13 protein-coding genes are annotated in these 16,061 nt (G+C 43.7%); all 13 read left to right on the top strand.

Going from position 1 to position 16,061, the window contains the following annotated elements:
• Positions 1-5 precede the first annotated feature (5 nt).
• The 13 genes from MHH86_RS25070 to MHH86_RS25010 all read left to right on the top strand — a co-directional run bounded on the left by MHH86_RS25070 (position 6) and on the right by MHH86_RS25010 (position 16,054).
• A complete protein-coding gene (locus MHH86_RS25070; protein ID WP_080742596.1) occupies positions 6-848 on the top strand; it encodes a carbohydrate ABC transporter permease in 843 nt (280 codons plus the stop codon).
• Positions 849-872: 24 nt separating this feature from the next.
• Positions 873-1,562 (top strand): N-acetylmannosamine-6-phosphate 2-epimerase, encoded by a 690-nt coding sequence (locus MHH86_RS25065; RefSeq protein WP_076141531.1) that lies wholly within the window; start codon positions 873-875, stop codon positions 1,560-1,562.
• A gap of 23 nt (positions 1,563-1,585) precedes the next feature.
• Positions 1,586-2,464: an ROK family protein gene (locus tag MHH86_RS25060; protein WP_036679643.1), complete on the top strand. Its 879-nt coding sequence runs from the start codon at positions 1,586-1,588 to the stop codon at positions 2,462-2,464.
• A 23-nt stretch (positions 2,465-2,487) separates the two neighbouring features.
• Complete coding sequence (locus tag MHH86_RS25055) at positions 2,488-3,342, top strand: MurR/RpiR family transcriptional regulator (protein ID WP_051491079.1); 855 nt, start codon at positions 2,488-2,490, stop codon at positions 3,340-3,342.
• Positions 3,343-3,372: 30 nt separating this feature from the next.
• Positions 3,373-3,846 (top strand): YhcH/YjgK/YiaL family protein, encoded by a 474-nt coding sequence (locus MHH86_RS25050; protein WP_036679640.1) that lies wholly within the window; start codon positions 3,373-3,375, stop codon positions 3,844-3,846.
• A 236-nt stretch (positions 3,847-4,082) separates the two neighbouring features.
• The gene (locus MHH86_RS25045; protein ID WP_143766139.1) at positions 4,083-5,075 is read left to right on the top strand and encodes a MetQ/NlpA family ABC transporter substrate-binding protein; all 993 of its coding nucleotides are present in this window, start codon (positions 4,083-4,085) and stop codon (positions 5,073-5,075) included.
• The gene (locus MHH86_RS25040) at positions 5,056-5,832 is read left to right on the top strand and encodes an ABC transporter ATP-binding protein (protein WP_076316849.1); all 777 of its coding nucleotides are present in this window, start codon (positions 5,056-5,058) and stop codon (positions 5,830-5,832) included. The genes MHH86_RS25045 and MHH86_RS25040 overlap by 20 nt, the downstream gene beginning before the upstream one ends.
• A complete protein-coding gene (locus tag MHH86_RS25035) occupies positions 5,826-6,578 on the top strand; it encodes an ABC transporter permease (protein ID WP_036679634.1) in 753 nt (250 codons plus the stop codon). The genes MHH86_RS25040 and MHH86_RS25035 overlap by 7 nt, the downstream gene beginning before the upstream one ends.
• 469 nt (positions 6,579-7,047) lie before the next feature.
• Positions 7,048-9,621, top strand: a complete 2,574-nt coding sequence (locus MHH86_RS25030) for an alpha-L-arabinofuranosidase C-terminal domain-containing protein (protein WP_081384405.1) — start codon at positions 7,048-7,050, stop codon at positions 9,619-9,621.
• Positions 9,622-9,695: 74 nt separating this feature from the next.
• Entirely contained in the window at positions 9,696-11,132 is a 1,437-nt protein-coding gene (locus MHH86_RS25025) for an extracellular solute-binding protein (RefSeq protein WP_076146377.1), read from the top strand.
• Positions 11,133-11,299: 167 nt separating this feature from the next.
• Positions 11,300-14,230, top strand: a complete 2,931-nt coding sequence (locus MHH86_RS25020) for an extracellular solute-binding protein (RefSeq protein WP_076099484.1) — start codon at positions 11,300-11,302, stop codon at positions 14,228-14,230.
• Positions 14,227-15,192, top strand: a complete 966-nt coding sequence (locus MHH86_RS25015; RefSeq protein ID WP_051491076.1) for a sugar ABC transporter permease — start codon at positions 14,227-14,229, stop codon at positions 15,190-15,192. The genes MHH86_RS25020 and MHH86_RS25015 overlap by 4 nt, the downstream gene beginning before the upstream one ends.
• 1 nt (position 15,193) lies before the next feature.
• Positions 15,194-16,054, top strand: a complete 861-nt coding sequence (locus MHH86_RS25010; protein ID WP_036679629.1) for a carbohydrate ABC transporter permease — start codon at positions 15,194-15,196, stop codon at positions 16,052-16,054.
• Positions 16,055-16,061: the final 7 nt, after the last annotated feature.

Here is a 16,061-nt window from a genome sequence, read left to right as displayed (position 1 = left end):
ACAACATGTCGAAGATTAAAAACAAGAAAAAGAGAGAGAAGTTTGATGTGATATCGAATGTGATCATTATCCTCTTCGCACTCCTTAATCTTTTTCCACTATATTGGTTATTCACAAGTTCACTCAAGAACAGCTCGGATGTTGTGAAGATGCCTCCAGACTGGTGGCCCAAATCGATTACATTCTCCAACTATGTGGATGTATTTCAGAACCAGCCGGCTTTAAGATGGACGTTTAATAGTATTTATGTATCAGGTGTTTCTACTATTTTGGTTATTGTTGTAGGCTCTATGGCCGCCTATGCATTCTCAAAGATTAATTTTAAAGGTAAAAATATAATCTTCATTATCTTTATATCAAGCTTGATGATTCCTAAAGAAATTATGATTGTACCCTTATTCCGGATCACCCAACAATTTGGAATGGTAAATAGTTATAACGGTATGATTTGGCCGAACGTGGCGGGTGCATTTGGAGTGTTCCTATTAAAGGGATTCTTCGACTTAACCCCTAATGCCTTAAGAGAAGCCGGGAGAATAGATGGTGCAAATGAATGGAGAATCTTCACGCGCATCATGTTGCCTATTGTCAAACCTGGTATTGGAGCCTTATTTATTCTAAATTTCGTGCAAGTCTGGAATGATTATTTGTGGCAGCTGGTTATAGGCCAAGAGAACAAAATGAAAACATTAATGGTTGGTACTGCGACCTTAATGCAGGATTTGAATCCTAATTTCGCTTATAAAATGGCCGGAGCTACCATCGCTGCAATTCCGATGTTGCTAGTGTTCATGTTATTCCAACGGTTCTTCACCAATGGGATTACGGCAGGAGCAGTTAAAGAATAAATAAAAATGTGGAGTGGGTTACTGATGAATACTGAAAATAATGTACTTAAAAAAATAAAACATAAATTAGTCGTCTCCAGTCAAGCCTTACCAGAAGAACCGCTGCATAGCCCGTTTATTATGGGGAGAATGGCTTATGCTGCTTACTTAGGCGGGGCTTCTGGAATTCGGGCAAACAGCGTAGCGGATATTCAAGAAATCAAAAAGCAAGTGGATCTGCCGATCATTGGGATAATCAAAAAGGTGTATGAAGGCTCTGAAGTCTTTATTACACCCACTCAAAAGGAAGTCGATGAGCTGTACCGCGAAGGGGTAGATATCATTGCTATGGATGCTACAGACCGTATTCGCCCGGACGGATCTACTATTTCTGAACTTTTTCCACTTTTAAAAGAGACCTACAAAGATCAACTGTTTATGGCGGATTGTTCTACATTTGCGGAAGCTGCGAAGGCTGTTGAGCTGGGATTTGATCTGATTGGAACTACCTTGAGCGGTTATACAGAGGCTACTAAAGGCCGCAACTTGCCAGATTTTGAATTGGTTCAACAAATCGTCAACAACTTCTCTGTTCCCGTTATAGCTGAAGGTGGGGTTTCCACTCCTGAAGAATTAAAGACCATGTTTGATTTAGGTGTGTATTCAGCAGTGGTTGGCTCTGCGATCACGAGACCGATGGAGATTACGAAACGGTTTGTGAACGCTATTCAGTAGAACGCCAGAGAGGGTAGATGGAAATGAGGATTGTAGCCGTAGATGTTGGCGGTACCAATACCAAGATGTGTATATGCGATAAACAGGGGAATGTACATGACTTCAAGGAGTATGCAACAGAAAGCTACTTGGGGGGACCTCATGTAATCTCAAGAACGCTGGAGAAGATTGCAGAATACGATCATTTTGATGCCATTGCCATAAGCACCGCGGGCCAAGTTAATGCAGAAGAAGGATTTATTGTCTATGCTAACGAAAATATACCTAGATATACTGGAATGAAAATTAAGGATATTGTCACCCATCATTTTCATAAACCTGTTATGGTAGAGAACGATGTGAATTCAGCTGCATTAGGCGAAGCTTATTATGGAGCTGCTCAGAGCTTTAACAATTTCTTATGTCTAACCTTTGGCACAGGCATTGGCGGTGCAATCGTCATTAATCGCCAAATCTACAAAGGGGCTAATGGGGTAGCGGCTGAATTTGGCCATATCTTTACTCACCCATTGTCGGCCACATCCGGAGTAGAAGGACTGCCATATTATGAAAAACACGCTTCAACCACAGCTTTAGTCAAGATGGCTCAACTGGCAGATCCCGAATGCACGGATGGAAAAGCCTTATTTGATAAAATACAGAGCGGAAATGAGCAGCTTGAACGTATTTTAGATCTATGGATTACTGAAGTGGCTGTTGGTTTAGCTTCTATCACGCATATCTTCAATCCATCCGCGATTATTATTGGTGGCGGCGTAATGGAACAAGAAGATTTGGTTCGAAGGGTAGAAGAACGAACGAAGTCTTTGCTTATGGAAAGCTTTGCGGGAGTGAGAATTGTTAAAGCCTCATTAGGGAATAAGGCAGGTCTGCTGGGAGCTTCCTCCTTATTCGTACATTAATTTATTGAAAAGGAGGGGCTTTTTTGCGGACAATCAGTATTTTTTCTTCAATTCATTCTAAATACAATAATTTGACGAATACGGAGAAGAAGGTAGCGGACTACGTACTGGAGAACACGAGAAGTGTAGTCTACATGTCGATTACTGATCTTGCAGATGCATGTGATGTTGGGGAGTCAAGTATATTTCGATTTTGCAAATCTTTAAGTTATAAAGGGTATCAAGAGTTCAAGATTGCACTGGCACATAGCATCACTGTGGAGAATGAGATCCCGCAGCTTACCGATCAAATTCTGATGGATGATACGATTGAAGCTGTTGCTTCTAAAGTGCTGACCACGAATGTAAGTGCACTCAACGAGACCTATAATTTAATTGATATACAGAAGATCAGTGAGGCTATTGAGTATTTGATTAATGCAGAACGTGTATTATTTTTCGGTGTGGGCTCTTCTCTAGTCACAGCTATGGAAGCCAAAATTAAATTTATGCGCATTACGAACAAAACGGAATGTTTAATGGATTCACATCTGCAGATGATGTCGGCAGCACTGATGTCTAACCGGGATGTCGCTGTTGTGATTTCTTATTCCGGCTCGACCAAGGATAGCATTGAGGTTGCGAGAAAAGCAAAGGAAAGAGGAGCCAAAGTAATATCCATTACTAGGTTTGAAAAGTCACCGCTAACCTCGTACTCCGATCTGACCCTGCTATGTGGTGCTAATGAAGGACCGCTGCAAGGGGGTTCATTATCTGCAAAGATATCGCAGCTCTATCTGCTTGATATTTTATATGTAGAATATTTCAAGAAGACTAGTGAGCAATCCATAATTAATAAAGAAACAACAGCTTCAGCAGTCAGTGAGAAACTGGTTTAGTACATTAAGATGTGAGGGGAATGGAAAGCTATGATCTTAGGTTCTTTGTCATCTTGGGAAGAGCATATCAAGTATGAGAATCCTGTCTTTGTTGAGGCTATCGAGGAATTGAAAGTAATCTTACAACATGATCCTGATCTTGGACGAATCGAAATTCGCGGGAACGAAATGTATGCTTCGATTATGGCTCTTGAGGCAAAATCGCTGGAGGAACAAGTCGCAGAGAAGCATGAGGCCTATATTGATGTGCATTATCTGATCGAAGGTGAAGAAACGATTGGCTGGGCAACCCTGCAAGAAGGGATCGAACCCATTAAGCCTTACGATGCCGAAGGAGAATATGCGCTTTATCCCCCATCAGCAGATGAAATATTGTTATCTTTGAAGCCTGGCATGTTCGCGGTCTTTTTCCCTCATGATGTTCACAGACCGGGTATGGGTCAACCGGGGCAGCAGATTAAAAAGGCTGTCATTAAAATCCACACAAATCTACTAACTCCATAACATTGAGATTGAGGCTGGTAGCGGAACCATTCCGCTGTCAGCTTTTTTTGCGTCGCTTCTATTTACTTATATCTAAATTTATAAATATACAAAATATAAAGATTGGTGGTAAACTTAACATGCCTAAAGCTTTTTTTGTAGAGCTTAAGGATTTTTTTGCATGCACATTTATGAGTGAGCAAAGAATATTACAGAGAATTACACTATAGAAAGAATAATGGAGGCAGGAGAGTTAAATGAAGAATAAAGGTCTAAAGAGAATGTTGTTGTTATCTATGATGGTTGTTGTCATCGCTGCACTTGCAGTCGGCTGTGGTTCGAAAAATAATACAAATACAGAATCGTCAGAGGCAGCTGCTCCAGAGGCTGCAAAAGAAGTTACCTCCTTGTCGCTAGGTTTATTGCCCTCGATTGATGCTATTCCTTTTATCATCGCACATGAACAAGGTTTCGATAAAAACCACGGTGTGGAGCTGGATATCCAAACATTTAAAAGCGCCAAAGATCGGGATGTAGCTTTTCAAGCAGGCAAGCTGGATGGTCTAAGCGCTGACCTGGTTGCGATCTCCATTTACAATGAGGCTGGACTGGATGTGAAGATCGCCAGTACAACTTTTGGAGAGTTTGATTTGCTGACTGGAAATGAATCCATCCAGGATGTGAAGGATTTGAAGGGTAAAACCGTGATTTTGTCCAAAAATACCTCCACACAATATACAGTGGCAATGATGCTGAAACAAGCGGGCCTGACCGAAGATGATATTACAGTCACAGAGGTTCCACAGATTCCGACCCGTTTAGAATTGCTTAAGAATAATAAGGCGGATGCGGCTATTTTGCCGGAACCTTTTGTAACTATGGGCAAAACCTCAGGGCTGCGTGTACTGAGCTCAACGCTAACTGCGGGAGTAAATCCGTTCGTTTTAGCTTTCCCGCAAACTGCAATTGATGCCAAAGCAGAGGCTATCCGCAGTATGTATGCTGCATATGATGAAGCAGTAGCTTATATGAAATCCCATGAGCAATCCGAATATATCGATCTTGTAATCAAAGAAGTAGGATATCCGGAAACATTAAAAGATGAAATCAAGGTACCAGATTATGTACCAGCTTATCAAGTGGATGTGAAGGAAGTAGAGGCCGCATTTGCTTGGGCACGGGAAAAAGGTTTGCTCAGCAAAAATATCTCGGCTGAAGATGTGATTTCTGATGTCCAATTCAAGAAATAAAGGACTCGTTATAAAGGATCTGAAAGTAGAATATAAGAGCGGACAATTGGCCTTGGGTCAGGTAGATTTAACTTTGCCGGAGCACGGGATTTACACCATTATCGGACCCTCCGGCAGCGGAAAATCAACTTTATTACGGGCGATTGCGGGCTTGCTGCCTAGCTATCAGGGACACATTCTTTTTAATGAGAAATCTGTGCATGGGAAAGAAACGGTAATCGGGCTGGTGCCGCAGAACTACGGGCTTCTTCCTTGGAAGACTGTACATGATAATATTCAGATAGCGATGAAGATTACGCATACGGCAAGTTCATCCAAGCAAGAACGGGAGACGCAGATTAAGCAGTGGCTTTCGTCGATGGCGATCTCTGATTTAGCAGAACGTTATCCCTTATCCCTTAGTGGAGGCCAGCAGCAAAGAGTGGCGATTGCCAGAGCTTTTGCCATTTTGCCTACTATTCTGTTGCTGGACGAGCCATTCTCTGCACTCGATGCGATAACAAGGGAAACGCTGCAGGTCCTCTTTTTAGATAACTGGCTGGCTAACCCTACGACTACGTTATTTGTCACTCATGATGTGGAAGAAGCGATTCTGCTGGGGCAAAAGATTATTGTCATGCCTTCCAACAAAGAAACTAAACCTGAGATTATTGATAATCAGTTGGTGTTTCATATGAAGCATGAGGATAAGCGGGACAGTGTAGATTTCTTTGAGCAGACTAAGCGGATTAGAAAGGTAATGCAGGAGATATGGTAAACAAACGTCGACTTCATCATCTAGTAAGGCTTCTATTTGTATTTGTCTGTATGAATGTAGTCTGGTATATCGCATTTTTACTTATGAATCATTCGATTTTGCCAAGTCCCTTTGCTGTATATAAAGCGATGTTTCAGTTAGGGGCGCAGGATATTGCTATAAATGTAGGGTATAGCTTGTTCAGAATTTTTGCAGGTGTGGTAATGGCGTTAATTATTGGACTGCTTATAGGTCTTCTAATGGGACGTTCGTTGACCTGGAACAAACTGCTGGACCCTGTGGTTTACTTGACCTATCCGGTTCCCAAAATTGCCCTGCTTCCAGTAGTGATGCTGTTCTTCGGGCTTGGGGAAACGTCCAAAATCCTAATGATCATGCTGATTCTATTGTTTCAGATCATCATCTCTGTAAGGGATGGGGTTAAGGCTATTCCGGACAATACCTATGATGTCTTAACTAGTATAGGTGCCAGCGCTGTGCAGAAGTTCTGGCATGTGACACTGCCGGGTGCATTGTCAGTGATTTTGAGTACGATTCGTATTTCGCTAGGGACAGCGATATCTGTACTGTTTTTTACGGAGATTTATGGAACAGAGCACGGCATGGGCTTTTTCATCATGGATGCGTGGTTAAGATTAGATTATCCGGAGATGTATGCGGGAATTATGTTGTTCAGCTTGGTCGGTTTTATTCTCTTCTTGCTTGTTGATTTTCTTGATTACAAGTTTATGAAGTGGCGGAATTAAATTTAGTTGAGATATAACTATAGCTTTCCTTTGCCCGAGTTTAGGCAAAGGGGAGCTTTTTTTATATGATTTTTTGGTGAGAATAAAATTAATTTTAATTTCATTATTATTTGAATGGAAAAATAAAACAGTAAAATAAATGGAGGAAAAAATGAAAAATAAACTTACTTATAGCTGTAAACCCCCGTTTATTTTAGAGGAATATAAAGATGGTGAGATGAAAAGAGGGAATTTATTTTAAAAAAACTAATAAATCTCTTAATTTCTTGCAAATCTATTGGAAATTATATTCATAAAAGTATAAAAAGGTTTAGTTTAATTTATTTACAACCAGATTTTAGTATGGTATTTTATCAATGGAAACGGATTCATTTAGGTTTTGTGGAATGATTTTAAGTTAATGCGAATGGAAGTGTCTATTCACTTCATAAAAATGAAAACGCTAATAAAAGGTTGGGGGTAATTATTTTTGAATAAATATGGACGGAAGCTATGGCTTACGGTGCTGATTTTCGTGATTGTGATTGGCGGGCTGACGTATTATTGGGCTTCTAAGGACGAAAATCCAGCAACACTGTCTCAGGAGTCTGCCAAAGAAGCAACGGGGGAATCGGGAAAGGAAATTCTTCCAACGGCGACAGCAGCTAACACAAGTAGTGGAACCGCATATACGTTGACTGTGGATACGGCCAATCCGGGAGCTAAGATCAGCCCGATGTTGTATGGAGCCTTTTTCGAAGAGATTAATCATGCGGGAGATGGAGGGCTATATGCAGAGCTGATTTCCAATCGTTCCTTTGAGGATAGTTCGGTCACACTGTTCAATTGGTGGATTGATGAAAAAGGAGGGAGTAAAGGGAAGCTTGCTCTGACCAGCACTAAGCTTTTGAACGAGGCTCAGACCCAGGCAATGGCTTTAACAGTATCATCTGCTGCCGAGGGTGGTTCGGTATCTGCTGTGAATAATGGTTACTGGGGGATTGCTTTGACGAAGGATGCCAGTTACAAGTTGTCTTTCTATGCGCGGCCAGAGCCAGGGGACAATATGCCACTGCGTATAACGTTAGAGAGCCCAGATGGCAAAGAGCTATATGCGGAACAGACCGTTGATAAGTTAAAAGAAGGATGGAATCCATATACATACACACTGACTTCTACAGGTACTGTAGCAAACGCACGAATTGTAATCTCTGCTGCAAATGTAGGTACTGTTTATCTCGATATGGTGTCTTTGTTTCCTGAGACTTGGAACAACAGAGAGAATGGACTTCGCATCGATTTGGCTGAAAAGGTAGCTGCGATGAAACCCGCATTCGTTCGTTTTCCGGGGGGATGTTTTGTGGAAGGAAAAACGCCAACAGATGCTTATCAATGGAAGAATACCATTGGACCGATTGAGACGCGTCCCGGTCATAAGGGATATTGGGATTATCGCTCCTCAGATGGGCTGGGCTTCCACGAATATCTGCAATGGGCTGAAGATCTGAAAGCGGAACCATTATATGTAGCTTATATCGGGATTTCACATAACGGAGATCCTATAGCCAAGCAGAATACCGTTCCAGTCAGTGAAATTCAGCCGTGGATACAAGATGCGCTGGACGCCATTGAATATGCAAACGGACCGGTTACTAGCAAATGGGGGGCACAAAGAGCCGCCAATGGTCATCCAGAGCCTTTTAATATGAAATATGTAGAGATTGGTAACGAAAACAATTTCCAGATGAGTGAATATATTAAGCGTTATGGCTTGTTTTATAAGGCAATTAAAGAGCAGTATCCAGAGATTCATCTCATTGCTAATGCGGCAGTTGAAGGAGAACCTATCGAAATGGTTGATGAGCATTACTATGAAACCTCTGAATGGTTCCTCAGCAACTCGAACAGATACGATACTTATGACCGGAGTGGTCCTGAGATTTATGTTGGTGAGTATGCGGTGACCAAGGGTGCCGGAGAAGGCAATCTGAACGCTGCAATCGGCGAGGCCGCTTTTATGATGGGCATGGAACGGAATTCTGATATCGTGAAAATGTCCTCCTATGCTCCATTGTTTGTGAATACGAAGGATCGTACTTGGAACCCGGATGCTATTGTGTTTGATTCATCGACTAGCTACGGAACACCTTCTTATCATGTGCAGCAGATGTTCGGAAGCAATAAGGGGGATGTAGTTCTTCCAACCTCACTTGTGGCTCTAGGACAAGAAGAAACCTCCGGTAAGCAATCCATTCAAGGTGGAATTGGTTTGGGGACTTGGGCCACCCAGGTAGAGTACAGCGATGTACGAGTAGCGAAAGGTGATGACGTTCTTTTTGAAGATCATTTCAAGAAGGATTCCGGAGCCTGGACTCTAAACAATGGGGACTGGGAACAATCCAAGGGTACTTTTAAGCAGACTTCTAATGATATTGATATTCGTGCAGTTGCCGGTGAGGCTTCATGGAGTGATTATACACTTTCTCTTAAGGCGAAAAAGACTGGCGGAGCAGAAGGCATGCTCATTATGTTCGGCTCTAAAGATGAGGGCAACTTCTATTGGTGGAATCTTGGCGGCTGGGGAAATACGCAGAGCGCGATTGAAAAATCAGTAGGTGGAACAAGAGCAGTCATCGGAAGAACGGTTCCTGTAAGGATTGAGACTGGGAAATTGTACGATATCCGCATTGAATTATCAGGTGCTAATATCCGGCTCTATCTCGACGATGAGCTTATACAAGAGGTGAACGATGAAAGTCCGGCAGGGCCGCTGTTCCAAACTGCGAGTCGTGATCTTGCCACAGGTGAGCTGATCGTTAAAGTCGTTAATGCGGGTGACACTGCTCAGCGCACGGATGTTTCTTTTGCCGGACTTGCCACATCAAGCCTGGGAGGAACAGCTACCGTACTTCAGTCGGACGATTTAAATGCTGAGAATAGCTTCGCTGAACCTGACAAGGTGGCACCTGTAACTCAAAAGATAAGTGTAGACAAAGGTAGTCTGGAGTTTGAATTCCCGAAATATTCCGTGACCGTGTTAAGACTAAAGGAAGGGGGCAAATAGCTGGTCACGGAGGGAGTTCACTCCTTCACTATAAACAGGCATTTATTTGTTCAATTTAATAGGGAGGTTAGGTTATGATTTCGCAAAGAAAAACGAGCAGTTTAGTCGTATGTATGTTAATGGTTTTTGTGCTTATTCTGTCAGCCTGTAGCAGCGCTGGAAGCTCAACGACGAATCAAAATGCATCTAACAACGTAAAAACGAACACTGAAAAAACCAATAATGCTAGTGAGCCAACCAATGCAACAGCTACAGAGGGCACGGAAGCAACAGATCCTGCCAACGACCTGCCAAGCAAAGACATTCAAGGTGAAGTTACGGTTTGGGCCTTTAATGAAAAAGTATTTGATGAAGTCGGCGCTGCATTTATGGCTGAATATCCTGGTATTAAGCTGAAGACGGTAGTTATGCCCTTTGGCGACCTGCATGACAAGCTGCAAACCACAATCGCCGCAGGTAGCGGGGCACCGGACGTAGCAGAAGTAGAGATGTACCAGTTGAACCGTTATATGGCGGGAAATGTTTTGGAGAATCTTTTGGAAGAGCCTTATAACGCTGGAAAATATAAAGATCTGGTTGTTCCGTATAACTGGGAACGTTGGATGACACCGGACAGCTCACAGCTGCTTGGTATGCCTTGGGATATGACCCCGGGGGTTTATTACTACCGTGCAGACATTTTTGAAGAGCTTGGATTGCCAAGTGATCCTGCTGAGCTCGGTGAATACATGCAAGATGAAGAGAATCTCTTGAACTTGGCTCAAATTTTGAAAGCTAACGGTAAATATTTTATGGAGTGGAGCGATGGCCCGATCGTATGGGCAGGAGATGAAGTCGGTTACTTTGATAAGGATATGAACTGGACACGTAATACGGACAAAATGGTGAAGGTTCTCGATATTACAAAACGTGGACAACAGCTGGGCTGGGCACCACATATCGGTTATGGCTCAGACGAAGGTAAACAGCTAGTTCTAAAAGGTGATTTGGTTGGTGTCGTATCGGGTTCATTCGGAGCGCGCGGACTTCAGGAAACATTCCCTGAGCTTTCCGGAAAATGGAAGGTAACCCGTTTGCCAATAGGAATTAACGTGGGAATGGGCGGATCAAGCTTTGTTATCCCTTCGCAAAGCAAAAATAAAGAAGCGGCATGGGCTTACATTCAGTGGAGCATGAGAAGTGAAAATGCTTGGAAAATTTGGACAAAACATTCCATTCAGCCGGGTTACAAGGATATTTCCAGTCTTGATTGGTACGCAAACACTAAAAATGAATATCTGGGTGGGCAAGAGGAATTTAAACTATATGAACAATTAAGCAATGATATTCCTGTCAAACACCTTACACCAGTAGATAACAAGGGCTGGGAAATCTTTATAACGGCGATCGGTGATGCACTGGCTAAGAATACAGATTCCAAGACGGCTATTCAAAAAATTGGTGATGATGTCTTGAAGCAAGCTTCCAAAGAAATTGCTGCCTTTAAAAAGGCAATGGGAATGCAGCCGTAAGGAAATCTAATAACAGGAGGGGCAGCCTGCAATTGCCAGAGCTGCCCTGCTTGTATTCACTTAAGTCCGAGAGGCCCGTAAAGATGGGAGGAGACCGATGCGTGTTACGCATACTGCGAAAATATAAGATTAGTTTGTTGTTACTGGTACTTTTAGGAGTCTCCCTAGTGTGGTGGAATCAATCACGAGGGTTTGATAATTCAGCGATGGATGGCATCCCCGTTTATGCGGATGTTGATGAAAGCTCTATTTTAGAAAGCGATAGTGTGAATTCAAAACTCGAAGCCTCTTACTTAAGCTATTACGAGGAAAAACAGCAGGATGGAGCAAAGGACTCATCGGATTTTACGCTTGCTATTCCTTCGGGGGATTATAAGGCCATTAGTTCTGAAGGTACAGAGGTAATGACGGATCTTGGTGGAAAACCCGGCAAGGTACTAGCGCTTAAAGCAGAGGATAGCTGGGTGGAATATAAATTTACGGTTCCGGCAGATGGGTTGTATCAGATGGGGATGGAGTATTATGCCCTTCCTGGTAAACGATCCTCGATCATTCGAAGCGTAAAGATTGATGGGGAGTATTTATTCTCTCAAGTAAAAAAAATGGAATTCCAGCGGATGTGGAAGGAAAGTGCAGAGCCATGGCTGGACAATCAAGGGAATGAATTTAATCCCAAGCGGGAAGAGGTAACAGGCTGGCAATATCGGGAGTTTCGAGATGCCGAGGCCAGAACTGCGGATCCCTTTCGCTTTTATCTGACCAAAGGGGAGCATACGGTGAAGCTGGAAGCCATCCGGGAACCGGCTGCACTTAGTGAACTGAGAATATTTTCTCCAGAACCGCTCCCGACTTATGCGGAAGTGAAGCAGGAGTATGAGAATAAGGGTTACAAGCCTGTTCAGAATCAAGTGATCAAAATTCAGGCAGAAGAATCCTCCCTTCGTTCAGATCCAACGCTGAAGCGGATCGAGGATCGGGAGCCACTCACCGAACCTTTTAACAAAGATGCTATTGTGCTTAATAGTTTTGGGGGTGTCGGGTGGCGTACGGGTGGACAATGGGCGGAATGGGATTTCGAGATTCCTGAGTCAGGGCTCTACAATATCGCAATTCGTTACGGCCAGTGGTTCCTAAACGGGATACCGGTGGAACGCCGGATTATGATTGATGGCGAGGTACCGTTCCAAGAGCTGAATGCCTTGAAATTCCCTTACAAAGCGGAATGGCAAGTAAACAAGCTAGGGAATGAGGATGGAGAGTACTTCTTTTATCTAGAACAAGGTAAGCATACGTTGCGGATGGAAGTTCAAGTATCGGGCGTTGGCGGAATGATTGAAGCTGTGCTGAACACTACACATAAAATGTCTCTTTTGGGACGTGAAATCACGCAGGTAACGGGAACGAACCCTGATCCAAACGGGGATTGGCAGCTGGAGCAGAACATTCCTAATCTTGTGCCACGTTTACATTTGATGGCGCGGACGTTGGATGATGCTGTGCAGGATATGTATGCTTTTGGCGTTGCTGATGGAAGCTCTGAGCTGAGTACGCTTTATGAAGCACGTGACCGGTTCCTTGAAATGGCGAAGGATACCTCAAGTATTCCAGGTCGTCTTCAGCAATTTACGGACCTGCAGTCATCACTTGGCTTATGGGTCAACGGATTAATGAAGCAGAGTATTGTAATGGACTATATTGAAGTGAAGTCGGAAGATCAGCCATGGCCTAAAGACGCGGCTCCTTGGTATACCCGTGTAGGGACGATGACGTATGACTTCTTTAGTTCTTTTACAAAGGATTACAGCGGCATAGGAAATACGTACAAAAATGAAAAGGTGCTGGATGTCTGGATCTCACGTGGACGTGATTGGGCGGAGATCATTAAGCAAATGGTGGATGAGGACTTTACACCAAACACGGGCATCAAGGTGAACGTCAATATTATTCCTACGCTTGCAGCGGATCAGAAGCAGATTCTGTTATTAGCCAATACTGCCGGACTTGCTCCCGATGTGGCACTGGGGGTTGAGGGTGAAGTGCCGATTGACTTCGCGGTGCGGAATTCACTCGTGAATCTGAATGAATTCTCAGATTATCAAGAGGTTGCTGAACGTTTCAGAGCGGGTGCACTGATTCCTTATAAGTATGATAACGGAGACTTCGCATTGCCGGAGAATCAGAACTTCACGATGCTCTTTTACCGGAAAGATATTATGGCACAGCTGGGCATTAGCGAGAAGGATATTCCGGATACGTGGCAAGAGGTTATGGAACTGATTCCTGTGCTGCAACAAAACGGGATGGACTTCTATTATCCACATGCCCCGAACAATCCAAGTCTAGCAATTAATGAGTTTGCGCCGTTCTTATTCCAGTATGGCGGGGATTTCTATAAGAATAATGGGATGTTGTCTGATCTGAATTCACCAGAAGCACTGACAGCTATGAAAATGTGGACGGGACTCTTTACGAACTACAAGCTGCAGAAACAAGCGGATTTCTATAACCGTTTCCGTTCTGGAGAGATGCCAATCGGCGTTGCTGATTATTCCACATACATTCTGTTATCTACTGCCGCACCTGAATTGACAGGCTGGTGGGGCATGAAACCAATGCCGGGTATTGAACAAGCAGATGGACAGATTAACCGTTCTACAGGCGGGCTTGCACAGACAGGAATTATTTTTAAGGATACGGATATGAAAGAAGAATCTTGGGAGTTCCTGAAATGGTGGACCAGTGCGGATGCACAGGAGAACTTCGGCTCAGAGCTTGAGTCTTTGTTGGGTGTTGAAGCTCGTTGGAATACAGCCAATGTTGAAGCACTCAAACGTCTGCCGTGGCAGCAGGATGATATCGACGCCATTATGGAACAGTGGGAGTGGTTTAAAGAGCGCGAAGTGGTGCTTGGAGGATATTACACGACCCGGCATATCGCCAACATCTGGAATGAAATTGTGCTCAACGGTAAATTCCCGCGGGAGGCGATGGAGCAAGGTGTACGTGAAATCAATAAAGAGCTTAGTAAGAAACGCGAAGAGTTCGGAATTGAAACTTCCCAGACTTCAAGCGCCAAAGAGGAAGGAGGTCAGAAATGAGTAGTGAAATAATTACACCGGTACAGAACGAAGCCGTACAGATGCAGCCGACGAAAACTCCCGGGAAATGGACTCAGCTTTGGTTAGATATCAAGAAAAATAAAGTTTCCTATTATTTCTTGGCCCCTTTCCTGATTCTGTTCACCGTTTTTACTATTGTTCCTATTATCATGTCCGTCGTTCTAAGCTTCAGCTATTACAACATTATTGAGACACCGAGATTCATTGGCTTCTCTAACTATAAGCTGTTGTTTGTAGACGATGATATCTTTCTTAAAGCTGTTGGGATTACGCTGAAATTTGCCATTATTACAGGTCCGATAGGTTATATTATGGCCTTCTTGCTGGCCTGGCTGATTAGCCAGATTCCGCAGAAGTTCCGCTTTTTCTATACCCTATGCTACTATGTGCCATCGATTACAAGTGCAGTAGCAATGTCCGTGGTTTGGTTGTATTTGTTCGCCGGCGACCGCAAGGGGTTGCTCAATCACTGGCTCATTCAGCTGGGGATTATCAATGAACCTTATTTATTTCTACAAAATGTAGATTCGATCGTACCGGTGATCATCATAGTTTCCTTATGGATGAGTATGGGGGTAGGTTTCCTTGCTTTTCTGGCCGGACTTCAAAATGTACCGACAGATTTATATGAAGCTGGCTCAATTGATGGGGTCAAGTACCGCTGGCAGGAGCTTTGGTACATTACGATTCCATGCGTCAAACCGCAGCTGTTATTCGGTGCGGTGATGCAGGTGGTCGGTTCGCTTACCGTATTTGACGTCAGTATGCGGCTTGTTGGATTTCCGAGTCCCCTTTATGCAGGCCATACGATTATGGCGCATCTGTTCGACTACGCATTTATCCGCTTTGAGATGGGATATGCGTCAGCGATTGCTGTATTACTGTTCGCTTTGATGCTTGGGCTCAACCGTCTCATCTTCAAAGTGCTGGGGAGGGATTAGGATGCACAAAATAAATTTACGGCGTATTGACTATGGCGGCATCTTTTTATATCTGTTCTTAACGGTGTTTGGCCTAATTATGCTGCTGCCACTTGTCTATATGGCAGTGACTGCTTTAAAACCTACAAGCGAACTATTCCTGTTCCCACCACGGTTTTTCGTAGTGAATCCGACGTTGGTGAACTTTCGTGATCTGCTGTTAATTACCGGAACTTCGGCGGTGCCGTTCTCACGGTTTATTTTCAATAGCGTGGTTGTTACATCAGGGATTGTGGTCGGGGGTGTCTTAATTTCAGCAATGGCAGCTTATCCGCTTGCCAAGCACAATATGCCATTTAAAAGCGCTATCTTTAGTATGATTGTGGCGGCGCTGATGTTTTCACCCTTAGTATTGCAAATTCCGCAATATCTGCTGATTAGCCGCAGCGGATTAATGAATTCGTATTTTGCAATGATCTTACCTTATCTGGCTGCACCGATGGGAATGTTTCTTATGACCCAGTTCCTGCGGCAGCTTCCAGACGCTTTATTAGAGGCGGCCCGCATAGACGGGGCTTCCGAATGGAAGGTATTCTGGGTGGTTGTGATGCCAATGCTTAAGCCGGCGATTTCGACTTTTGCTTTATTCAGCTTCATTTCTGCTTGGAATGATCCGTATCCTTCAATGGTCTATACGACTGTTCAGGAAATGAAGACATTGCCGCTTGCCATCCAAACCATCAGTGGTGGAGCCGGAGTCGTTGCTAGGGTAGGCACTTTGGCAGCAGCAAGCTTCTTGATGATTCTCCCGACTATTCTTGTCTTTATATTAACGCAGCGGATGGTGCTTCAGACAATGGCCCATTCGGGGCTGAAGGAATAGGGGGAGT

Source organism: Paenibacillus sp. FSL F4-0097, from assembly GCF_038593125.1.
GTDB classification, from domain to species: Bacteria; Bacillota; Bacilli; order Paenibacillales; family Paenibacillaceae; genus Paenibacillus_AQ; species Paenibacillus_AQ odorifer.
This window is presented reverse-complemented; position numbering and strand designations above follow the sequence as displayed.

Bases quoted from the DNA above. Each gene is read 5' to 3' on its own strand.
- MHH86_RS25060 (WP_036679643.1), top strand. From the start codon at position 1,586: ATGAGGATTGTAGCCGTAGATGTTGGCGGTACCAATACCAAGATGTGT.
- MHH86_RS25045 (WP_143766139.1), top strand. From the start codon at position 4,083: ATGAAGAATAAAGGTCTAAAGAGAATGTTGTTGTTATCTATGATGGTT.
- MHH86_RS25035 (WP_036679634.1), top strand. From the start codon at position 5,826: ATGGTAAACAAACGTCGACTTCATCATCTAGTAAGGCTTCTATTTGTA.
- MHH86_RS25025 (WP_076146377.1), top strand. From the start codon at position 9,696: ATGATTTCGCAAAGAAAAACGAGCAGTTTAGTCGTATGTATGTTAATG.
- MHH86_RS25070 (WP_080742596.1), top strand. From the start codon at position 6: ATGTCGAAGATTAAAAACAAGAAAAAGAGAGAGAAGTTTGATGTGATA.
- MHH86_RS25040 (WP_076316849.1), top strand. From the start codon at position 5,056: ATGTCCAATTCAAGAAATAAAGGACTCGTTATAAAGGATCTGAAAGTA.
- MHH86_RS25065 (WP_076141531.1), top strand. From the start codon at position 873: ATGAATACTGAAAATAATGTACTTAAAAAAATAAAACATAAATTAGTC.
- MHH86_RS25050 (WP_036679640.1), top strand. From the start codon at position 3,373: ATGATCTTAGGTTCTTTGTCATCTTGGGAAGAGCATATCAAGTATGAG.
- MHH86_RS25015 (WP_051491076.1), top strand. From the start codon at position 14,227: ATGAGTAGTGAAATAATTACACCGGTACAGAACGAAGCCGTACAGATG.
- MHH86_RS25010 (WP_036679629.1), top strand. From the start codon at position 15,194: ATGCACAAAATAAATTTACGGCGTATTGACTATGGCGGCATCTTTTTA.